The organism is Bacillus sp. NEAU-Y102 (assembly GCF_054788175.1).
In genome coordinates, this window is sequence record NZ_JBTWFK010000005.1 from 377,253 (window position 1) to 401,784 (window position 24,532).

Below are 24,532 nucleotides of genomic sequence, written 5' to 3' on the forward strand. Positions count from 1 at the left end.
ACTTATACTTATTGTAGACAATCCGTGCATTCATGCAAAGATTTTTTGATAGACATTTTTCGGCAATTTCCCCTAAATTTTTAATATACTTTTTCAACATAAAGTGACACCTTACTTATTTTTTCCTCATTAAGACAAAAGCAGTGCTTAACGCACTACTTTTGTCTTTTTTTCCTTTTCTAAATTACGAGCTGTTTCGCTTAACTCAACCTCTTTTCCGTCTTTAAGTGTTCCAAATATAAAATCGAATAATGGATTTGAAACACCGAACCAAAACTTTTCGTTTTTATAATGGTGTAATATATGTTGTTTTTTTAGCCATCTTCCAAACTTAGTGACGGGACGAATCGGTCTATGGGCAATATAATGTTTCCATTCGTAAACGAGCAGCATAATAATCATTCCGATTCCAAATGAAAGTGTAATAGTAACACTTTTTGTAATACCATATGCTATAAGTAAATATATAGTAAAACTAGGTATACTAAACCATACAGGTAAAAACAAAAGTTTTAAATCATCTGGATATACGTGGTGATCATAATGTAATCTTCTTAACATTTTTAATAGAAATGTGTTTTTAGGTGGCTTTATATGGAATAAAAAACGATGTGTCATATATTCATTCAGTGTATAGAAAACAATCCCAAACATACATGCTAACATGCCAAACCACGTTAAAAATTGCATTTTTAAAATAATAATGAAAATAAATAGAATGCTATACATAATGACGATATCATATTGTAAAAAGAACTCTTTCCCCACTTTCTTCATCTTGTTTCCCCCTTTTCCAAAAAAACAGCCGCAACATATCGTTACGACTATTTCTTTTCTATTCTTATTCTATTCACTTTACAAATTTGCCTGCTGTTCTATTGCCGAGAAAAAATTGTTTGGTCCAAATATATTTTGCTTCGGAATAATATGTTCCACTGCAAACACTGTTACTTCTCCTCTTTGCACTTCTCCAATAATGAGACCAAATATTTGATGATTTACTGCAAACGTCGGTTGCTTTGTTTGTAGCAATCTTGCAGCATTATGAAATACTGCTTCATATAGTGGATTTCTATCAGTAATTTCTTTTCGGATTTTTGGCGCTAACGTAATTATAATTTCTTTTCCGTCAATAGTGGTTCGATACATAAAAATCTCCCCTTCAATCTTATGTGAACAACTGTAAAGCTTTGTATGCAAAATGTATAGAGTAACCTACTAAAATAATACCTGCTCCGGCTGTTATGTAGCCAAGCGCTTTTGGTTTTAATAAAGTTCTTCCAAAATGTACAGAAAAAGCAATATTTAAATTCCATAAAATAATACCTGCAATAATGCAAAGACTGTACAAAAAAGCTTCTTGTTTCGTTACCTTCGTAAGTAATGAGCTAAGTGTACTTCCGTATATACCAAACCAAAAAACAAGATTTAATGGATTGGATATCGCAATTAAAAATCCTGCCATAAACGATTGCTTAAGACCACCTACCTCTTCTTTTTTATATTCCATGTTTGAGTGGGAAATTCCTTGTTTTACACTTTGAAATCCTAAATAAAATAACAAGAAAAAACCCGTGCAATACATGAAGGCTTGTACATATGTATACATAAACACAGAAGATAAACCGAAATAAATGAGAAGCATAAATAAAACATCTGCAGTCATTCCACCAATTCCAACAACCCAAGCATGCCAAAACCCACGTTCAATTCCTCGTTTTAACATTTCAATATTAATCGGCCCTACTGGTGCAGCTAATGAAATACCTAATACGATTTGCTGTATAATTGCTCCAAACATCGCTCTATCCTTTCTACTCTCTTTACTACTAGTTAATGATGTAATTTGAAAAAATGGACTAGCTTTCATAATAAAATACCCTTTTTTATCCAAAATATACAAAAGAGCCATCTAGGTGATGGCTCTTACTTTTCTATCCTATGAAGAAAAGGACATTTCCCTTTTATTGGTTCTACATCGTCTCCTATGAAATATTGTTTCCATTCACGATGCTCTGGGTCACCATAATGACTAATGTTAGGATGTTTCGGCAATTGATCCCACTTTTCAACTCGCTCACGGACCATTTGTCTTGAATATGCTCCTTTAGGACGATCCCCCTCTAATCCATCAAAAATAGTGCGTGGTTGAAACCCAATAACGAGAGAATTCCCTAAATGTCTAGTTTTTCGTTGTTTATAAGCTGGCGCGTTTCCAAATGCGAATATTGGCTCACCACAAAATGAAAATTCCCATAAATAATGGTCTGGATCCTCAGGAATTTGCTTTGGCCATGCTTGATTATCGTTTTCATGTAAATACTGTAACACTTTCCAAAAGGAATCACGGTAATATTCGAGTGATCGTTCTTCACATTCCGGTTCTACAAAAAGGAAAAAGCCCCTTCTTACAATCGGCCTCTCTTTCATTAACTCTAAAAAAGATAACATTGTATGCGGCAAATGACTCCAATCATTATGAGAAAGAAATGAATAACGAAGTTCATTCTTTTTCAAAGCTGTTAAACCGAAATAACATGGAAAAGTTGGTTCTAACACGACACTTGAAAAAATCTCAAATTCTTTTGCAACCCAATCCGGTATGTCGGTTCTCGTTCTCATTCCTTCATTATCTAATAAGTACGACCTATTCATTCTTTCACCTCGTTATGTATAGCATTCAATTAAGAATATTACATACTCGGCCTGTCCTATACCTATTTAAAAATTTGATTGGAAAATTATTTAAAAATATAAAAAATAAAACCGCTTACTTGACTAAATTCTCCCAATTCGTGTATATTTAAATTAATCATTTAGCAGAATATTCAAGAATATAGCATTTTTAGTTTATATTATTTCTTTAAATGAATTTCACTAAATGAAAATAGTAAACGCTTTTAGGAGGAATTGTAACATGCAAGGAAAAGTAAAATGGTTTAACAACGAAAAAGGTTTTGGATTTATCGAAATGGAAGGCGCTGACGATGTATTCGTACATTTCTCTGCTATTCAAGGAGACGGCTACAAAGCTTTAGAAGAAGGTCAAGAAGTATCTTTCGACATTACTGAAGGTAACCGTGGACCTCAAGCTGCTAACGTAGTAAAACTTTAATCCAACATATAACAGGAGGTTACCTTACTTGGTAACCTTCTTTGTTATTCCTTTGTATATTTCCGTTTTACAGAGCAAAAACTATGTAAAATGCGCACTATACAAAGGAGGAATTATTAATGGGATCAGAAGTAAATGATTTTGAAGAAGTAAAATTCCGTGTAGAAACAGCACAAAAGATGGTAGGTTCTGCAACAATTTCAATGGATCCAGACACATTAGAGCATGCCACTACTGCAGTAGAAGCAGCTCGCTCACAGCTTGAAATTATGAAATCTGTTGCAGTAGATTTAGATGAACCATTTTTAATGAACGAGGAAAAGAAACTAAGCAAATGCGAGCAGCAATTAAACGAAGCAAAGCACTAAAAAACATCCAGAGAATTTTCTCTGGATGTTTTTTTATGACAACTGTTCTCCATACTTTTTCAATGTTTCTCCAACTGTACATTGTCTTATACAAAATGAATGTGCATAATATTTACTATTTGTCTTTCGATTATGTTCTCGCAAGAAACATCCTTCACAATATGTTTCTAATAAGTCATTTACCTCTGTAATGAGTTGCTTTTTATCCACCTTTGCACCTCTCTATTCGGTTATTTCTTTATGACTATCAATGACTGTCCCTTCTAATGCTTGCGTTGCTAATTGATGTGCTTCTTTATTTTGTTTTCTAGATATCGGATCACATACAAGTTTTAATTTCATTTGCTTCGCCTTTTGTTCAATTTGATCTAAATAATGGTTTAAATGCTCATCATAACAAGGCCATTCTCCCGCCAATTGCTGCAATACAACTTGAGAATCTCCGCGAAGTGTAACTGCTTCATATTTAATCCCTAATTCCTCGAGTATATTCATACCGTATAATAGTGATGCATATTCCGCTTCATTATTATCATCTATACCTTCTATATATGCATTGCGGCGAATGCGGTAGTTTGTATTTCCTTTTTTATAGTACACACATATACCAACGCCAGCTTCTTTCGTTTGCACATCATACCCCCCATCAAAATAAACGAGTATTTCTTGGGGCTCTTCCTCTACTTGTTTACTCAGTTTTTTCATTTCCTTTAATGACCATTCTGCATCCATTTCATCGTAAAATAAAAGTTCCTTAGCTCTTCCTGTTTTCTCAAAATCCTCTGCAAATTGAAGTATTTCTTCTATGTTCATATAATCTGTTGTTAATTCCGTCTGCAATCCTCGCTTCGTTTTATACAACCAATGAATTTTATATTTCATACTAGATTCCCCTTATATAAGACTTCTTATATGTAGCCAGCTAATGAAAGCCTCACTTTATTTTATTATATTTTATCTAGAGTCACAGCATTATATTCAATATGATTACATACAAAAAGAGCTATCCCTATAGGAATAGCTCTTTCATCTATTACATAAATCTTTCAAATTGTACTCGCTTATTAATCCAGTACATTACAGGCATACCAATGGCCATTACAACAAATTCACCGACTGCACATGTTAACCAAGACAACATAAATGGTAAACCCAATGCAAGATGAAGTTCAATTGCAATCATAAACATTGTAATCGTAAAGATAACCGTATTAAAAATCATACGAGCCCAAACACCTTTAATAAATCGCATAGAAATAATCGTTGCAACTAATGCAAGAATAGATTGCCCTACTCCAAATACTAAATCATAAGCGATCATAGGTGAGAAAAAGAGATTCGTTAAAAATACACCTAATACAATTCCGTAAATTGCTTTCTTGTTAAATACAACGAGATGATTAAACATCTCTGAAATACGAAATTGTACATTCGTAAAGCCAAATGGCTGAATAAGCATAGAAACAGCAATATATAATGCCGCTAAAATACCATTGCCGACTAAAGTTCTAATATTCATGACAAAATCTCCTTAGTTTTTTTACGTGGGATGGTTTCGAACCACGTTATTCTTTTTTTTAGCAACAAGATTATATTTTACGTGGTAGCCCCTCTTTCGTCAATAGATTCCTATCATGAACTACCTTTTTTCTTTTAGACAACGTATAATGAAACATATGAAAGATTTAGGAGGTTTCACTTCATGATAGCAACAATCCAAAATGAAAAAGTGATTGTTTCCATTTCTGACAAAGGTGCAGAATTACAAAGCGTTCGCTTAAAAGAAGACAACACAGAATATTTATGGCAAGGTGATTCTACATATTGGGGACGTCGCGCACCAATTTTGTTCCCAATTGTCGGCCGATTAGTAGATAATACATACTACGTAGACGGTAAACCATATTCATTAACACAACACGGTTTCGCTCGTGATCTTACTTTCTCTGTGAAAGAACAAAGTGAAACAAAGATCACTTATATCGTTACTAATAATGAAGAAACGTTAAAAAAATACCCATACGAATTCGAATTACTCGTTTCTTATGAGCTAGAAGGACAAAGCGTTCATGTAACATATGAAGTAAACAATCCTACTTCTAAAGAGATGTTCTTCTCAATTGGGGCACATCCTGGATTCAACTTCCCTTTATTGGATGGTGAATCATTTACAGATTATCACTTATCGTTTAATGGTTCGGAACACTTAGAAACAAGCGTATTAGAAGGACCTTACCTTTCAAACAAAAAGCAATTAATCGCTGAAAATACAACTGAATTGCCACTTACATATGATTTATTCAAAAATGATGCGCTTATTTTTGAAAATATGAATACGAATGAAATTTCGATTCGTTCTCATAAACATAATAAATTTGTAAAAGTAGAATTTGATGGCTTCCCATTTGTCGGCGTATGGACACCAGGGGATAACGCACCTTTCTTATGTATTGAACCTTGGTATGGAATCGCTGATGAAGTAAATCCAGCAAAAGATTTCAAGGACAAAAAGGGAATTCAATCTTTACAAGCGAATGAAACATTTAAATGTCGTTACAGCATCACAATCGGATAACTACTCTATCCCCTACTTCAAAAAAATATTTAAGTAGGGGATAACCTTATAATTTGGAGGTTTCTCATTTTGATTGAAGTATATATTGATGGTGCATCAAAAGGAAATCCTGGTCCTTCTGGTGCAGGAGTGTTTATTAAAGGCGTTCAGCCACCTGTACAATTATCATTACCACTTGGAACAATGTCCAATCATGAAGCAGAATACCGCGCTTTACTTCTAGCATTAAAATATTGCATCGAGCATAATTATAGCACTGTCTCTTTTCGTACAGATTCCCAGCTTGTCGAACGGGCTGTTGAAAAGGAATACGCAAAAAATAAAATATTTGCACCTCTTTTAGATGAAGCACTACAGTACATAAAAAACTTCGATCTCTTTTTTATTAAGTGGATTCCAAGTAGTCAAAATAAAGTAGCTGATGAATTAGCTAGAAAAGCTATATTACAAAATTAACGGGGGTATGAGTGTGAAAAAAGATTGGATTGCTCCTCTTGCTTTATTATTTGTCTCTTTTATTTGGGGAGCTACGTTTGTTGTCGTTCAAAATGCTATGTCTTTCGTTGGTCCATTTACCTTTAATGGTATTCGCTTTTTATTCGCTGGAATTATTTTATTATTCGTTCAAATGATTTTCTCAAAAAACACTTCAAAACAAGATATAAAACAGAGTAGCCTCGCTGGATTAATCGTTGGGTTCTTTTTATGTGTTGGCTATGTATTACAAACATTTGGCTTACTTTATACAACTTCTTCAAAAGCAGGTTTCTTAACAGGGCTTAGTATCGTTATGGTACCAATTTTGTCTTTTATCTTTTTAAAACAAAAAGCTACCATTTTTATCGTACTTGGTATTGCTGTAGCAACAGCAGGTTTATACTTATTAACAGCTGCTGATTCTTTCCAATTAAATATAGGAGATATACTTGTTCTCGGTTGTGCAATCGCTTTCGCTGCCCATATTCTTATTAACGGCTTCTTTTCTAAGAAAATATCACCTTTATTATTAAGCACATCTCAAGTATTAGCTGTTGGTATATTTTCTTCTATTTGCGCTTTCTTGTTTGAAGATTGGGAAAAATTATTTTCAGTATCACTATGGACGAATCAATCTTTTTTATTCGCACTCTTTCTAACTGCCCTGTTTGCAACATCTATTGCTTTTTTCATTCAAACATCGGCCCAAAAGCACACTTCTCCAACGAGAGTAGCAATTATTTTCGCAATGGAACCCGTTTTTGCTGCATTAACAGGCGTTCTCGTTGCAAATGAACAACTTTCTATTTCTGCTATTATCGGATGTCTATGTATTTTCCTGGGCATGATTTTTGTTGAATGGCCTTCCAAAATAAAAAAAGAAGCGCAGGCTGCGTGAAGTTATGCTTGTAACTTCCGCATAAAAGCCTTAGCGCTTTTTTTATCTGTAATTTCTTCCTCTTTCAATCGTTCTAATAACGCAACGAAATAACTACCATCAAACTGCAATTGATGTTTAATTGTCGCTTCTATTGCTGCGTTCACAATCCCATCAGACGCACCAGTATATCCTTGTCCGAACATAATAAACCCTTGTGCTTCCTCTGATAATTTAAATCCTTTCGTATGTAAGAATGAAAGATAATCTTCTACTGTTTGCATGTTATTCCCACCTACTCAAAAATTCTCCATCTCCTATCATACATGTTTTTACACGCTATGAGAATGAAATTTCTTTGACAACTTTGTAAATCGCTCTTCTAATTCGCTTGCAATGGAGGATTTCCTAACAATCTGAAGGAATATGTACAGTGGAACTTATTTCATATTAAAGGGGAGACACGATGAAACAAGCACTATTAATTATCGACGCTCAACAAGAATTAATTGATGGAAATGAGCAAGAAAATGAAGTTTTTCGTAAAACCGAGCTATTATCTACACTAAATACAGCCATGCAGAAAGCAATAGATTCCAATGCTCTTATTGTTTTCGTAAGAGATATCGATGTTGCTTCTGGCAGCGGAGAAGGATTTGAAGTACATAATCAAATTCAAGTACCTCAGTCTGCAATCTTTATTAATAAAGCAGCAACCAATTCATTCTACGGCACTTCTTTACTTGAACTTTTAAAAGAAGAGAAAATTGGCCATATCGTTATCGGTGGATGTAAAACAGAGCATTGTATCGACACCGCAGTTAGAACTGCGACTGTACAAGGATTTGATGTTACATTAATTAAAAACGGTCATTCCACAACTGATTCTAACGTATTATCTGCAGAGCAAATTATTACTCATCACAATAAAACTTTACACGGTCATTATAACGTTGATCATTTTTCTATGGTGAGAGATATCGAGGAAGACCTCTTTCAGCCAACTCATGACCAATATCGTGATTAAATTAGCTCAAAAAAGAATCCTTCATTTAAAAGGATTCTTTCTTTATCCAAAAATTTGTGCTGCAATACTATATAGTTCACTATTTCTTTTTATTAACCGATTACTATTTTTCATCATAATTGGTGGTGTATTCACCTTTTTAAAACCAGCAATCTCTAATTCTTTCATGAAATCGTTCTTTCCTTCTGGTACATCCATTCTTAATTTTCCATTATGCCCTCTTGCTAAATCATGTACTATTCTCATCGCCATCGCATTATTTTTAGCAACGACTGGTCCTATTATTTTATTTTCTGGCGTTTGTATACTTATACCGTATCCTACTACATTTTCTTTCGTATCCTTTACAACGACACACTGCTCACTTTGCATAATTCTTTGTTTTAAAAACTCGTTTCGGCTTGTCCCAAATGCGCCTTTATCTATTTTTATTATTCCTTCTAAATCACTCTCTTTATAAACCATCATATATTCTTCATTTTCTGCACATTTATGATTCGCATTGTACGAGTTACAAATATATTTAGAAACATAGCTTACTACCCTAAATCCTAATGTTTCATATAAGGGCTTCCCTTCATCCGTAGCAATAAGCATACATGGAGTTTGAGCTGATACGCTATTCATGCATGAATTCGTTATCATCTTTCCAATCCCTCTCCCCTTATAATCTGGATGTACAATTACCATTCCAATAGATGCCAACGCCTCCCCGTATAATATAATTGCTGCGCTAGCAATAAGTTCCTTTCTCTCATTCCAGACGCCGTATACAATACCTGAGTTAAAAACTGCTTCAATTTCTTCTCTGTTATAATCCCAGCCAATATAAGAAGATAACGCTACAATATCGCCTATTTGTTCTTTCCTAAGACGCTCCACCCTAATTTCCAATTCAATCATACTCCATCCCCTTATCTAGACATTTAAATCATTATTACTAAATCAACTTGTACATGTTTCCCTTTATTTGTCACACACATATGTTATTTTGACCAAGACTATATTGTAAATGAGGTGACAACATGCCCATTACGAATCGATTTTCTACCACCACTAACGGCGCACTCGCTATTACAGGTAATACTTTAGGCTTAAGTAAAATTAGTAATCAAAACCGTGCTGGTACAATCGGGGCCATTGGTGCGTTCGTAACTACGAATACAGCTTTACAAGTTCCTACTTTTCCTGCTGGTACAACGTTAAACTATACACAAAATAGTTCTACCGCTATTTTAAATATCCCTGCTGGCAGTACTATTCTTTACGCAGAACTCATATGGGGAGGAAATTATTTAACTCGCGATCAAAATATTACAAGTGTTCTAGGAAATCCCATTTCATTTACGACACCCGTTTCAACATACTCAATTACTCCTTCAGCTGTTACAGCTTCAAATCAAACATTCGTTTCAAACTCTATTACATTTGGCTTTTATACTCGTTCAGCAGACGTAACAACTCTTATTCAAGCGGGAGGTTCTGGTTCCTATACTACAGGAGCTGTCCCTGGACTTGTTGATCCTTTAGATGCTTCAAATGGATCTATTAACTCGGCTGGATGGACACTCATTGTCGCTTATCAAAACGGGACATTGCCTGCAAGAAACTTAACCATTTATGTAGCGGGTAACCGTGTTTCTGCTGATACCGGTAGTGCAGATGTAGCTGTTTCTGGATTTTTAACACCTTCAGGAGGACCTGTAAGCGGGAGATTATTTTTAAGTTCTATTGAAGGAGATGCAGATTTAATAGGGGATCAAGCATTATTTGGACCAAATTTCAGTTCATTAAATGCTTTATCTGGGCCAAATAATGCTGTAAATAATTTCTTCGGTTCTCAAGTTAATAATGCTGTTGGAAACTTAGATACAACTGGGACATTTGGAACGCGAAATCAAAGTGCTTCTACAGGCACAAACATCTCCGCTGGGAGACAGGGCTGGGATATTACTTCTATTGATATTTCTCCTTATTTAACAAACTCACAAGTGTCCGCCGCAATCCGTTTAACAACTAACGGAGATGCGTATATGTTAAATACAGTCGGTTTACAAATCAACATAAATTCACCTACTATACAAGCAACAAAAAGCGTGAATAAAAGTGTTGCTGCAATTGGAGATATTCTCACTTATACAGTTACAATCCCTAACACCGGACTTCTTCCGGCGAATAATGTTACCTTTACAGACATTCTCCCTAACGGGACTTCCTTTATACCTGGCACTGTAACAGTAGATAATGTCCCGCAAACAAACGCAAATCCCGCCGCTGGTATATCTCTTGGAACAATCAATAATGGTGCTTCTCGTACAGTAACTTTCCAAGCTACTGTCGTTTCTCTTCCAAGTCAAAACCCTATCTCTAATACCGCTAATATTACATTTCAATATACACCTATCGCCGGAGGAACAACCTTTAACGGTCTTGCAACAAGCAATTCTGCTGGAACACAAATTAACCTGGCAGATATTAATGGAACAAAATCAGTCAACAAAATTTTTACCGATATTGGTGAAACATTAACTTACAGTATTGCCTTAGCTAATATAGGAAATATCGCTGCAACGAACGTTATATATACGGATCCGATTCCTAGCGGAACTACTTTCATTCCAGGAAGTGTAACTGTTAACGGAGTTACTCAAGCTGGAACAAATCCCGCTAATGGTATATCAATTGGTTCGATTGCCGCAAATTCCACTACTACTATTTCATTCCAAGTGCTCGTTCCTTCTATCCCTCAAACAAATCCAATATTAAATAGTGGAACAACAACATATCAATATATTCCTGTACCAAATCAACCTGCAGTAAGTGGGACTGATACGACAAATATCGTATCTACTCAAGTGAATAACGCTACTGTAACAATGGTAAAAGCAGTAGATAAAAATTTTGCAGATATTGGTGATACACTAACGTACACCGTTTCTTTTACAGGTACAGGTAATACAAATGCGAACAATGTTATTTTTACAGATGTCATTCCTACTGGAACAACTTTTGTTCTAAACAGTTTAACAATAGATGGCACTACACAAGTGGGCGCAAATCCCGCTAACGGCGTGAACATTGGATCCATCCCAAGCGGCACAACAAAAAATGTTACATTTCAAGTAGTAGTAAACACAATACCCGCGTCAAATGTCGTATCTAATGGATCAAGTGCTTCTTATCAATATACCGTCAATCCTATCCAATCACCCGTTACAAAAAACATTTCTTCTAATCTCGTTTCCACTCAAATTAACAATGCGAATGTAACATTAACAAAATCAACTAACAAACAATTTGCCACAATTGGTGAAACGATAGGTTATACAATCCTTATTACAAACAGTGGAAATACAGCCGCTAATAACGTACAACTAACAGATCCACTTCCAAATGGAACGATATTAACATTAGGTTCGGTAACGCTCAACGGCGTTTTGCAAAATGTAGATTCTCTCGTTGCTTTACCTATTGGCACAATTCCTGCTGGAGCTACTTTTACCCTCTCTTTCCAAGTAACAGTTATTAATATTACTTCACAAAATCCTATCCTTAATAACGCTTTTGCCTCTTACATTTACACTGTAAATCCAAGTCTGCCACCAACTTCAAAAACAGCAAATTCTAATTCTGTTACATCTACAATTAGACTAGCAAATCTCCATGCTAATAAATCTGTAGATAAGACGTTTGCGGAAGTTGGCGATGTATTAACTTACACCTTTGCTCTTACTAACGATGGAAATGTTGCAGCGAACAACGTATTACTATCCGATTCCATCGCGAATGGCACTTCCTTTGTACCGAACAGTGTTATAGTTAACGGTGTTACTCAGCCGGGCATAACACCAGCTAGCATCAATATTGGTAGCATCAATGCTAATACTACAATTACAGCTTCATTCCAAGTAGTAATAACTAGCATTCCAAATCCAAACCCTATTTCAAATAGCGCTTTCGTCTCCTACAACTTTATCGTTGATCCAAACGCTTCACCTGTAAATAAAAACACTACTTCAACCACTACATTTACTCAAGTAAACGATGCAAATGTCATTTCAGCAAAAACAGTGGATCAAGCGTTCGCTACCGTAGGGGATATATTAACTTATACTGTTACTTTGACGAATGCAGGAAGTGTTTCTGCTGATAGTCCTACTTTCGTAGATACAAATCCAGACGGTACTACCTTTATTCCAAACACTTTTCTTATTAATGGTGTACTCCAAAATAACGCAGATCCAAATATAGGTGTTCCACTACCTTCCATTCCTGCTAACGGCTCACTTACCGTCTCTTATCAAGTAACCGTCACCTCTTTACCAACACAAAACCCAACGATAAATTCATCTAGTACACAGTATAGTTTTATTCTAAATCCGGGAGATCCACCAACTATAGAAATATCTGTAAGTAACACTGTAAGTACACAAATTAATTTAGCTAATGTAGTTATTGTCAAAGAAGTAGATTTAACTATCGCCGATGTCGGGCAACCAATCACATATACAATTTCTTTAGCTAATCTTGGCAATACTACAGCAAATAATGTTATTGTTACTGATATAATCCCTAATGGCACCACTATCGTACCAAATAGTATTTTTATAGGTGGTGCTTTACAACTAGGTGCAGATCCCAGTACCGGTCTTCAAGTCGGCTCCATTCCTTCGGGTGGTTTTACAACGATTGTTTTTCAAATAAGTGCAAATGGGCTACCTTCACCAAACCCAATTCAAAACAGCGCTTCACTTCAATATAGCTTTATCGCTGATCCAAATTTACCTGCTCTTGTTAGAAACGCTGCTAGCAATATAGTAACTACACAAATTAATACTGCTAATATCATTGCTACAAAGCTAACAAGCACAAACTTTGCTGATGTCGGTGATATCATATTATATGCGACTATTTTAACAAATAACGGGAATATCCCTGCTGCTAATGTAACGTTTACAGATATCATTCCAGCGGGTATCCTCTTCATTCCTAATACTGTAACGATTAATAATGTCCCTATAGCTAATGCAAATCCTGCTAACGGCATTTCGATTGGTATGATAGGAGCAAATTCATCACGCACCGTTGCATTCCAAGTTTTTGTACCAACTATCCCTGCTGTAAATCCGATTACAAATCAATCAGGCACAACATTCCAATATACGTATGATCCATCCAAACCCGCTGTGATGCAGATGGTTGCTTCTAACACTGTACAGACAACTATTAATAACGCCTCAATTGCCGCTACTAAATCGGCAGATAAACAGTTTGCTAACGTAAATGATATTATTACGTACACGACTACTTTAACGAATAACGGGAATACACTTGCATCAAATGTAATATTTACAGATGTAATTCCAAACGGGACATCGTTCATTCCTAATAGTGTTTCTGTAAACGGGAATACACTGCCTAATGTCAATCCAGCAAGCGGAATTGCAATCGACCCAATAAATCCGAATGCAAATACAATCATCTCGTTCCAAGTACAAGTAAATTCTATCCCGAACCCGAATCCAATCCCGAACCAAAGTAATACAACGTATCAGTATGTCATAGATCCTAACTTACCTCCAGCATCCGCTAATGCGCTGAGTAACGTAATAACAACTCAAATCAATAATGCCACGATTATCGCTACAAAATCAGTGAACACACCGAATGCTGCAATTGGAGATATCGTTACTTATACAATTGCAGTTACGAACACAGGAAATATCCCTGCTAGCGCTACAGTTTTAACAGATGGGCTTGGACCAGGTGCATCCTTCATCCCAAATTCCGTTACAATAAATAACGTTTCCCAACCTGGATTAGATCCTTCATTAGGGATTCATTTAGACGATATTTCACCAGGAAACACTACTTTCATTACATTCCAAGTGAAAATTCTGGCTATTCCACCTAGTGGAACTTTAACGAATAATGCTCTTGTAAACTACGAATATGCAGTGAATCCAGCTGAAACGCCAGCTATTGGTAGTACCGTTACAAACACAACAGTTACACCGATTATTGACGCTACTTTAGTAATAAATAAAAGTGCTAGTACAACTTTCGCTACGATTGGTGATACAATTACATTCACTTCATCTGTTACAAACACAGGAAATACTACTGCGAACAACATTGTTTTTACAGATACAATTCCAAACGGTACTACCCTTGTCCCAAATAGCTTTAAGATAAATGGTGTAACCGTCCCGAATGCAAATCCACAAAACGGTATCAATATTGGTAACTTAAATTCAAATGCATCGGTTACACTCAGTTTCCAAGTAAACATCACAACGCTTCCAAACCCTAATCCAATTCCGAACAAATCATCGCTTCAATATAGCTTTATTGTTGATATAAATGAACCGCCTGTTTCACGAACAGTTCAATCCAATACAACTTTTACGCAAGTAAATTCAGCTTCCGTTATCGCAACGAAAACTGCGAGCAGTGCATTTGCCGCTGCTGGCGATACAATTACGTATACAACTACTCTCACTAATAGCGGAAATACTACCGCAAACACACCTGTTTTTATCGATATATTACCACCTGAACTTTCATTCGTTCCTGATAGCGTACAAATTAATACCATCCCACAACTTGGATTTAGACCAGATAGCGGGATCTCTTTAGACTCAATTCCAGTTGGAGGAACGACAACAATTAGCTTTCAAGCTATCGTTGGCTCAATACCAGCTACAAATCCAACTTTGAACCAATCCAGTACGACATACTTGATCATTGTTGACCCTACCCAGCCACCGGTGACAGAAACAGCTACAAGTAATCCAACTTTAGTTCAAATTAATGAAGCAATTATTCAAGCAACGAAAAGTGTGGATCGACTATTTTCTGACGTAGCACCTGGAAATTCATTTTTAACGTATACAGTTTTATTAGAAAATGTAGGGAACACAACTGCTACGAATATCATTTTTACAGATCCTATTCCAAATAACACAATATTTATAGAAGATAGCGTTCGAGTCGGCGGAGTTTTATTGCCTGGGGTAAATCCAGCGAATGGAATACCAATTGGGGATATTATTGCAGGAGATTTTACAAACGTCACCTTCCGCGTTCAAGTAGTTAGTATTCCAAATCCAATTTTCACAATTGGACCTGGTGGACCAAACTCACCGGTTGTAAATAGTGCCTCCATTGACTATCAATTTATTACAGGACCTAATTTACCACTCGTTTCAAGAAGTACGACATCCAATCCCGTTGCGACACAAATAAATTCCGGAGAAATTGTGGCAATCAAATCTGTAGATAAAACTTTCGCAACGATTGGCGATACAATTTCTTATACAATTACATTAAGTAACCCTGGAAATGTCACTTCACAAAATATAATTTTCACAGATATTTTACCTGACGGAACGACATTCATATCTGGCACTCTTACAAACGATTCTGGTACACAGCAAATCGGAAATCCAGCTAGCGGGATACAGATTGGAAATATAAACCCAAATGGAACGGCCGTTATTTCTCTCAACGTACTTGTTACAAACATTCCAAGTATAAATCCTATCTCTAATTTTAGTTCCATACAATTTGAACATGTGATTGATCCTAGCCAACCTTCTGCATTACAAACAGCTGTATCTAATACAGTTTCAACGACCATTAATAGCGCAGTATTAACTACAACAAAAAGTGTTGATAAATCTATTATTTCCGTCGGGGATACACTTACGTATACAACGACTATTACGAATACAGGAAATACACCAGCTACAAATATAACTTTTACAAGTGCGATTCCTCCTAGTACTACTTTTGTACCAGATTCGATCACTATAAATGGCATCCAGCAGCTTGGTGCACAGCCAGCACTCGGAGTAAATATACCAAATATCGCTCCTGGTGAAACAGTAACTGTTACTTTCCAAGTAAATGTGATTTCTGTTCCCCCTTCAAGCTCAATTATGGGTAACGATACAATTTTATATTCTTATACTGTTGATCCAAACGGAACTCCTGCTACTACTTCTACTTCAACAAACATTGTTACAAACCCTGTATTAGATGCTATGATAATGATGATTAAATCAGTTGATCAAACACTTGTAACGCTAGGTGATACCATTACCTATACGACAATTTTAACGAATAATGGTAATACAAATGCAACGAATATTACTTTCACCGACCTTATACCAGATGGTACAACGTTTATTACTGATAGCGTTACAATAGATGGCATCACGCAAATTGGTCTTAATCCTAATACAGGTATAACGATTGGAGCAATTGCTCCTAACAGCTCAATATCTATAGCATTTCAAGTGACGGCTACTTCTACACCTGTTCAAAATCCTATTGCCAATTCCGCTAGTGCTTCTTACACATTTATCGCTGACCCAAATGCCCCTATTGTTTCAAGAAATGTTACTTCAAACACAGTGTTCACTACGATTAATACAGCTACCATTCTTTCATTAAAACAAGTCGATAAATCCTTTAGTCGTATTGGAGACACACTCACTTATACTGTCGCTTTAACAAACAATGGAAACTCATCCGCACAAAATGTTATTTTCACAGATACAATGCCGAGTGGAACTACTTTTATTGCAAACACATTCTCTATTAATGGGGTTCCTCAAAGTGGTGCGGATCCATCAAATGGTGTGAATATTGGGACTATAACAGCCGGGACTACAGTAACCGTTTCGTTCCAAGTTACTGTAACGTCATTACCAACGGAAAACCCCATTGTAAATTTCTCATCAACATCGTACCAATTAGTCTCACCACCTGATGCAGAAACTTCAATTAGTAATCCTGTTTCAACGCAAATTAAAGAAGCCATATTATCCATGACGAAAAATGAAAGTGTATCCTTTGCAGATATCGGGCAAACTGCTTTTTATACTACTTCTATTACCAATGTAGGAAATACCGATGCAACTAACATTGTATTCACAGATGTATTACCAAGTGGACTCACATTTGTTCCTAACACATTAACTGTCAATGGCGTTTTACAACCTAACGCGAATCCAAATACAGGTGTATTACTTGCAACACTTCCACCAAATGAAATATATAGTATCGTCTTTCAAGTGACAGTGAACAGTATTCCTCCTAGTAACCCAGCACCAAATACAGCATCAACGACGTATGAGTTTACTGTTGATCCAGGTAATCCGCCAGTATCGAGTACAGCTACTTCCAACACTACACTCCTTCAAATAAACAACGCAACTATTATTAGCATAAAAACAGCAGATCTTACTTTCGCGGATGTTGGTAATACAATAACATTTACACTTAACCTCCCTAATACCGGGAATGTGACTGCAACTGATGTAACTATTATTGACATTCTTGATAGTAATTTAAGTTTCGTTCCAAATAGTTTCACAGTTAATGGGCAAACCATTCCAAACGCTGATTTATCTACTGGTGTAAATATTGGTTCCATTAATGGTGGTAATGCGGCAATCGTTACATTCCAAGCAACTGTTATTACACTTCCAACACTTAATCCCATTTCTAACTCTGCTTCTATCACATATCATTATGTCGTTGATCCTAGCCAGCCACCTATTACAACTTCCAATCAATCTAATACAACGACAACACAAATTAATAGCGCTACCCTTACTGCACAAAAAAATTCAAATGTATCTACGGTAGATATCGGGCAGGATATTACCTACACCGTTACAATTACAAATAGCGGAAATGTTAGTGCAACGAATGTTATTTTTACCGACCTTATTCCAGACGGAACTTCCTTTGAACCGAATAGTTTTACACTGAACGGAACTAGCATCCCAAATGCAAATATCATTACAGGCGTTCCAATTGGTGATATTGCGCCAAACGAATCTGTCATCGTAGCATTCCATATTAATGCCAATGAAATTCCGCCTATAAATCCAATTACTAATCAAGCTAGCGTTAGCTTTCAACATATCGTTAATCCAGCTAATCCTCCAGTTTCAAAAAACATTACTTCTAATAGCGTTTCAACACAAATTGAAAGTGCTATTTTAAATACGATTAAAATAGGAGATAAAGCATTTGCAACGATTGGTGATACGATTACGTATACAACAACTATTACGAATACAGGAAATATCCCAGCTAACAATGTTGTATTCTCAGACCCTATACCATCGTGGACACAATTTGTTGCAGGATCAGTTGTTGTTGATGGAACTCCATTAACATCCGCTTCTATCATTGACGGCGTTGGCATAAATACAATAACTCCAAATCAAATCGTAACAATCGTATTCCAAGTTCAAATTGTAAGCAACCCAACAACGCTCACACCTGAACTCCAAAACTTAGGATTTGTTAACTTCCAATATAACGTAGGCAATGCATTACAGGCTCAACCTGGCAATGTGGAAACGAACGTCTTCGTTACCTCTATTAATTCAGCAATACTTTCAGCTGTAAAAACTACTAATACAGCCTTTGCAAATATTGAAGATACAATCACTTATACAGTTTTGATTCAAAATAATGGCAATACAAACGCTACGAATGTAAATTTCTCAGACATGGTTCCAGCAGGAACAACCTTTGTTGAAAATAGTTTTACTGTAAATGGAAGTAGCCTTCCAGGCGCAAATCCAAATAACGGAGTTAATATCGGAACAGTTAACGCGGGTAGTTCCTTAACCATTACTTTCCAAGTCATAGTTACATCAACCCCACCTTCAAATCCGATTACAAACGTAGCATCTATTCAATACGCATTCATCGTTGATCCAGCCTCTCCTCCTGTTACAAGTACGATAAATTCTAATAGCGCTTCAACACAAATTAATAACGCGACTGTTACAACTGTTTTACAAGCAAATCGAACAATCGTATCTCTCGGAGATGTAATTACGTATACAGCAACATTAACGAACACTGGAAACTTCCCTGCAAACTCTGTATTACTCATTAACGGCATTCCTGAGGGAGCATTATTTGTTCCAAATAGTGTCACGCTCAACGGAGTTTCACTTCCAGATGCAAGTCCAACTCTCGGTATTCCAGTTGGTATTATCGCACCAGGTGATTCTGCTACTATTACGTTCCAATTTCTCGCTAGTTCTATTCCACCGCAAGGAGCAATTATCAATCAAGCCATTACAAGTTACACGTATATCGTCAATCCAAGTCAACCTCCAGTTACAGCAACATCCTCATCTAATACGGTTAACACAGCTGTTGTTGATGCATCGTTATCCGCAATTAAAAATACAGATTCTCTCGTACAATCTACTGACGGTACAATCACTTACACAGTAGTCGTTCAAAATAACGGAAATACTACTGCAAATACAGTTACTTTAACAGATTTGGTTCCAGAAGGAACTGCATTTATTCCTAATAGCGTAACTATTAATAACGTTTCCGTTCCAGGTGCCGATCCTAATGTAGGAATACCATTAAACTCCATCGCACCGTCAGAAATAGTTACCGTCACATTCCAGGTTATCGTTCAATCCATTCCAAGCGTGAATCCAATTTCCAATACGGCCCGTATTGACTATAATTTTATCGCTGATCCAACTGCTCCCATCATCTCTCGAACAATTACGTCTAATCCTGCTTTCACACAAATTTCGGATGCGACTATCCTTTCTTTAAAAGCAGTCAATGCACAACAAGCAACAACAGGTGATATTTTGACTTATACAATAACATTAGAAAATACAGGAAATATCCCAACTACGAATCTCACATTTTCAGACACTATCCCTCAAGGGACTACCTTTGTAGAAAATAGTTTTACACTTAACGGAACAGCTATACTTGATGCCAATCCTAATGTAGGTGTTACTTTGCCTAACCTAGCTGCAAACGCTACGCACCTTATTTCGTTCCAAATTCTTATTAACGATTCATTCTCGCAAGAATCAATTACAAATCAATCCAACACAACTTATACAATTCAGCCAGACCCAGGGCAACCGCCTATTACTGAAACATCTACTAGTAATATCGTCATTACAAATTTCGTGCAAGCACAATTGACAATTACAAAAACATCCAATCCAACAACTGTTGATATTGGCGGAACTATACTTTATATTTCTGAAGTAAAAAATATCGGCAATGTTGACGCAATAAATATTAATTTCACAGATTCTATTCCAGCTGGGACTACATTCGTTCCCGATAGTGTCACAATTAACGGTATCCTTCAGCCAGGTGTAAATCCAGAAAACGGAATACCGATTGGAACAATTCCAGCAAACAGTTCCAAAACGATACTATTTCAAGTGCAAACAAATAATCCACCTACTGAAACCGAAATTGTAAATCAATCTTCAGCAACTTACCAATATGTAAGTATTCCTGCAGCCCCACCAGTAAATCGTTCTGCAAATTCTAATATCGTTACAACATCACTTCAAAATGCAAATATTATTTCTGTTAAAAGTGCGGATGTAACTTTCGTATCAATCGGGCAAATTATTACCTACACAAATACACTTCAAAATATAGGAAGCGTTCCAGCTAACAATACCGTTTTCATTGATAACATTCCAGAAGGTACTATATTCATTGAAGATAGCTTAGCAATAAATAATGTAATTCAGCCTGGCGCTAATCCTGAAAACGGAGTAACTCTCGGCACGATACAACCAAATGAAACAGTCACTATTTCATTCCAAGTACAACTTACAAATATACCAGAGGGCAATACAGTCATTAATATTTCAGACACTTCGTACGAATACCAAATTGACCCTAGTTCTCCAATTATTCAGCGTAGATCGTTATCAAATGCAGTAAATACTGAAGTGCGGACGGCAAATGTTAGTGCCATTAAATCCGCCAATAGATCCATTACACGCATTGGTCAAATCATCACATATACAGTCGCAGTTACAAACGCCGGTACAGTACCTATTACAAATACTCTCCTAATTGACGCAATTGCAGCTGGGACCACATTCGTTCTAAATAGCATTCTTGTAGATGGCATACCGAGACCTAATGAAAATCCAATTACCGGTATCAACCTTGATATTATCCTTCCAAATAATACAATTATTGTTACTTTTCAAGTAAGCGTAGTCTCTATACCGCCACAAAATAACATTAATAATATCGCAGTCATTCACTATGAGTATGAACCAGACCCAAGCGCACCACCAATTTCAGAAACGACATCTTCCAATAGTACAAATATACAATTTATTGATGCTATTCTTATTGCTACAAAATCCGCTAATACTGTATTAGCTAACATTGATGAAACCATTGAATATACAGTATTCATTCAAAATAACGGATCGACTACAACTAACTCCATCTTTTTTACAGATACTATAGCGGATGGAACAGTATTTATTCCAGGAAGTGTAATAGTTAACAATACTGTACTTCCTGCAGCAGATCCGAATATCGGCTTTTCCATTCCTAATGTCGCAGCAGGTCAAATAGCTACAATAACATTCCAAGTTTCCGTTACGAATTTACCTGTTGTAAATCCAGCACCTAATACTGCAAACATCGTCTACGACTTTATTTTCAATCCTGACTTTGCACCAATTCAAAAATCTACTACTTCCAATACTACTTTCGTTCAAATTAATGATGCTGATATCGTTTCACTTAAAACTGTTGATTTGACCTCTGTAACAATTGGTGACATTTTAACTTATACAACAACTTTAACGAATACAGGGAATACGGATGCCACTGCTGTTGTATTTACAGACAATATACCTGATGGAACAACTTTTATTGACGGTAGCGTTTTAGTAAATAACATTCCTCAGCTTAACGCCAATCCAAGTGCAGGTATACTTGTAGGAACGATTACTCCTAACACTTCTATCCCAGTCACATTTTCTGTTACCGTCGTAGCTCTTCCTGCTAGCGGCCATGTTCAAAATCAATCAACTTCTCGTTATACAATAAACGCGGAAGAACAAATATCGACTAGCAATATTACCTTCACTGAAGTTATTTCTGCTAATGTAATTGCGACAAAAACAACGCCTATCCAATATGCTGACTTACAAACTATCATCCCTTATACAATTTCCATCATAAATAACGGAAATATACAAGTCGAAAACATTATTGTTACAGATATCATCCCAGCAAATACGAGCTTTATAGAGAATAGTGTTATCGTGAACGGCAATGCTCGGCCAAATGACAACCCTCTTAACGGTATACAAATTGATAACATTCCGCCTAATACGACAGCAACTATTCTATTCCAAGTACGGGTTACTTCGATTCCACAAACAAATCCAATCTCTAACACGAGTACAATTGAATATGAATACACGGTACCAGATCGACCACCTATTACCGAAACTATTATTTCATCAGCTGCCGCAACAGAAATTAATCACGCGAATTTGAATAGTAATAAGGCTGTTGACCTTGCATTTGCAACGGTTGGTGATACGTTAACGTATACGATTACACTAAATCAAACCGGTAATGTTGCAACAAATGATGTAAACATTCAAGATATTATTCCTCAGGGTACTACGTTTATAGAAAATAGCGTCATTGTAAACGGAGAAGCTCTTCCGGGAGTGAATCCAGTAAGCGGCATACCAATTGGCACTATAATTGTTGGTGGAGATGCTATCGTTTCATTCCAAGTAACTGTGACTTCTATTCCAACACCAAATGAACTAAACAACAACGCAATTACTACTTTTAACTATATAGTCAACCCAAATAACGTACCCGTTACAAATACGACTACAACAAATACCGTCACAACTACTGTCCAAAATGATAATGTCATTGCCATAAAATCTGTTGATGTAACGAATGCCTTACCTGGTCAAACTTTAACGTATACAATTACGATTACGAATAGCGGTAATGTAACGATTGAAGACCTTCTTGCCATAGACACCGTACCAATAGATACGACTTTTGTTGCTGATAGTGTTACGATTAACGGAATCAATCAGCCTAATGAAAATCCTGAAAATGGTATTACGTTAGGAAATCTTGCTCCTAATGAATCTGTTATTATTACGTTCCAAGTGACAATATCTTCTTCTACTCTTCAATCTACAATTAATAATGATGCTTCTGTTTCCTATACCGTTATCATTGATCCAACAAAACCACCTATTACAATTACAAAACAAACAAATACCGTTACAACGACAGTCATTGATCCGATGGTTCGCATTGAAAAAACAACTGACAAATCTATTGTCGTTATAGGAGATATCATTACATTCACATTAGCGGTATTTAATCACTCCCCCATTCCGACAATCAGTACTTCTGTTATAGACAGCATTCCAGCTGGTACAACATTTATAGAAAATAGCGTAACAATTAACGGTACTTCGGTTCAAAATGTTCGTCCAGACACTGGTATTAATATTGGTTCTTTATCTGCAGATACAGTAGCAACTATAACATTTCAAGTTCTCGTAACTTCTATTCCTTCAAACAGTACAATTATAAATTCTGCAACAGTTACCGCTGCTTTTCAATTGACACCACAGGATCCAATTATTACTTTCATTGTTAATTCAAATATTGTTCGTATACCAGTTCAATTTGTAACTGCAACAGTCACGAAAAACGCTTCCGTCAGCTCCGCTTATTTAAACCAATACTTTGATTACACGGTGCGTATTACAAATACTTCCGAAATTTCACTCTCAAATATTTCTTTACAAGATACCATTCCAGCAGGTTTACAATTTATAAACGGCACTGTCTTTATTAACGGTGAACGCTCTCCACTAGCGAACCCAAATATCGGTTTCCTAGTTGCCACTAATTTAGAGCCAAATGAAACAATTATCGTGTTATTCACAGTACAAGTAATAAGTCCACCTATTAATAATCAATTTAAAAATACGGCCAATATTTCGTTACAACTTCAAGTCTCGCCTACCGATCCACCAATTACAGTAACCGTTACAAGCAACGAAAACATCGTCACCTTTGTTCCAGAAAATCCAGACGAAACACTTCCAAATTTAAATTGCTTCTTTGACGGTGAACGCTTCATACGGATTACTCCCCAAAATGCAAGAAATTACCTTTGGACTTGGATTTGGTGGAATTAAATTAAAAAAGAGATTGTAGTTTTGTTGAAACCAAA

The 24,532-nt window shown here is 36.1% G+C and carries 16 protein-coding genes and 1 riboswitch; of the genes, 7 read left to right on the top strand and 9 right to left on the bottom strand.

The features are described from left to right. Positions 1 to 147: 147 nt before the first annotated feature. The 4 genes from ACYFX0_RS15885 to ACYFX0_RS15900 form a co-directional block, all read right to left on the bottom strand. Complete coding sequence (locus ACYFX0_RS15885) at positions 148 to 777, bottom strand: sterol desaturase family protein (protein ID WP_106081405.1); 630 nt, start codon at positions 775 to 777, stop codon at positions 148 to 150. 78 nt (positions 778 to 855) lie between these two features. After that, positions 856 to 1,149, bottom strand: coding sequence for a hypothetical protein (locus tag ACYFX0_RS15890; RefSeq protein WP_000286366.1), 294 nt, complete (start codon positions 1,147 to 1,149; stop codon positions 856 to 858). A 19-nt stretch (positions 1,150 to 1,168) separates the two neighbouring features. Next, positions 1,169 to 1,912 carry a LysE family transporter gene (locus tag ACYFX0_RS15895; RefSeq protein ID WP_142398747.1) on the bottom strand — a complete coding sequence of 248 codons (744 nt, stop codon included), beginning with the start codon at positions 1,910 to 1,912 and terminating at the stop codon, positions 1,169 to 1,171. 14 nt (positions 1,913 to 1,926) lie between these two features. Next, complete coding sequence (locus ACYFX0_RS15900) at positions 1,927 to 2,655, bottom strand: YqcI/YcgG family protein (RefSeq protein WP_001082150.1); 729 nt, start codon at positions 2,653 to 2,655, stop codon at positions 1,927 to 1,929. Between the two features lie 262 nt (positions 2,656 to 2,917). Between ACYFX0_RS15900 and cspB the strand changes: the two genes are divergently transcribed. Further along, entirely contained in the window at positions 2,918 to 3,115 is a 198-nt protein-coding gene (gene cspB / locus ACYFX0_RS15905; protein WP_001161731.1) for a cold shock-like protein CspB, read from the top strand. A gap of 119 nt (positions 3,116 to 3,234) precedes the next feature. Further along, complete coding sequence (locus ACYFX0_RS15910; protein ID WP_000534400.1) at positions 3,235 to 3,483, top strand: DUF2564 family protein; 249 nt, start codon at positions 3,235 to 3,237, stop codon at positions 3,481 to 3,483. Positions 3,484 to 3,516: 33 nt separating this feature from the next. On the opposite strand, the gene ACYFX0_RS15915 is transcribed toward ACYFX0_RS15910, so the two are convergent. The 3 genes from ACYFX0_RS15915 to ACYFX0_RS15925 form a co-directional block, all read right to left on the bottom strand. After that, entirely contained in the window at positions 3,517 to 3,693 is a 177-nt protein-coding gene (locus ACYFX0_RS15915) for a zinc-finger domain-containing protein (RefSeq protein ID WP_000358801.1), read from the bottom strand. Positions 3,694 to 3,705: 12 nt separating this feature from the next. Next, entirely contained in the window at positions 3,706 to 4,365 is a 660-nt protein-coding gene (locus tag ACYFX0_RS15920; protein ID WP_000875533.1) for a ribonuclease H family protein, read from the bottom strand. A 151-nt stretch (positions 4,366 to 4,516) separates the two neighbouring features. Further along, positions 4,517 to 5,002, bottom strand: coding sequence for a QueT transporter family protein (locus ACYFX0_RS15925; RefSeq protein WP_001026475.1), 486 nt, complete (start codon positions 5,000 to 5,002; stop codon positions 4,517 to 4,519). A 6-nt stretch (positions 5,003 to 5,008) separates the two neighbouring features. After that, a riboswitch (PreQ1 riboswitch) is annotated at positions 5,009 to 5,053 on the bottom strand. A 132-nt stretch (positions 5,054 to 5,185) separates the two neighbouring features. Here ACYFX0_RS15925 and ACYFX0_RS15930 point away from each other — a divergent pair. The 3 genes from ACYFX0_RS15930 (at position 5,186) to ACYFX0_RS15940 (ending at position 7,433) form a co-directional block, all read left to right on the top strand. Next, the gene (locus ACYFX0_RS15930) at positions 5,186 to 6,058 is read left to right on the top strand and encodes an aldose 1-epimerase family protein (protein ID WP_460270915.1); all 873 of its coding nucleotides are present in this window, start codon (positions 5,186 to 5,188) and stop codon (positions 6,056 to 6,058) included. A gap of 69 nt (positions 6,059 to 6,127) precedes the next feature. Next, entirely contained in the window at positions 6,128 to 6,514 is a 387-nt protein-coding gene (locus ACYFX0_RS15935) for a reverse transcriptase-like protein (protein ID WP_000573877.1), read from the top strand. Positions 6,515 to 6,527: 13 nt separating this feature from the next. Then, positions 6,528 to 7,433: a DMT family transporter gene (locus ACYFX0_RS15940; RefSeq protein WP_142398748.1), complete on the top strand. Its 906-nt coding sequence runs from the start codon at positions 6,528 to 6,530 to the stop codon at positions 7,431 to 7,433. A 2-nt stretch (positions 7,434 to 7,435) separates the two neighbouring features. On the opposite strand, the gene ACYFX0_RS15945 is transcribed toward ACYFX0_RS15940, so the two are convergent. Next, on the bottom strand, positions 7,436 to 7,696 hold the full coding sequence (locus tag ACYFX0_RS15945) for a DUF6123 family protein (protein ID WP_001195212.1): 261 nt from the start codon (positions 7,694 to 7,696) through the stop codon (positions 7,436 to 7,438). Between the two features lie 182 nt (positions 7,697 to 7,878). On the opposite strand from ACYFX0_RS15945, the gene ACYFX0_RS15950 reads away from it, so the two are divergent. Next, on the top strand, positions 7,879 to 8,439 hold the full coding sequence (locus ACYFX0_RS15950) for a cysteine hydrolase family protein (RefSeq protein ID WP_106103116.1): 561 nt from the start codon (positions 7,879 to 7,881) through the stop codon (positions 8,437 to 8,439). Positions 8,440 to 8,481: 42 nt separating this feature from the next. Here ACYFX0_RS15950 and ACYFX0_RS15955 read toward each other — a convergent pair whose 3' ends face one another. After that, positions 8,482 to 9,342, bottom strand: coding sequence for a GNAT family N-acetyltransferase (locus tag ACYFX0_RS15955; RefSeq protein WP_000571019.1), 861 nt, complete (start codon positions 9,340 to 9,342; stop codon positions 8,482 to 8,484). 122 nt (positions 9,343 to 9,464) lie between these two features. On the opposite strand from ACYFX0_RS15955, the gene ACYFX0_RS15960 reads away from it, so the two are divergent. Then, the gene (locus tag ACYFX0_RS15960; protein WP_460270918.1) at positions 9,465 to 24,497 is read left to right on the top strand and encodes a DUF7507 domain-containing protein; all 15,033 of its coding nucleotides are present in this window, start codon (positions 9,465 to 9,467) and stop codon (positions 24,495 to 24,497) included. Positions 24,498 to 24,532: the final 35 nt, after the last annotated feature.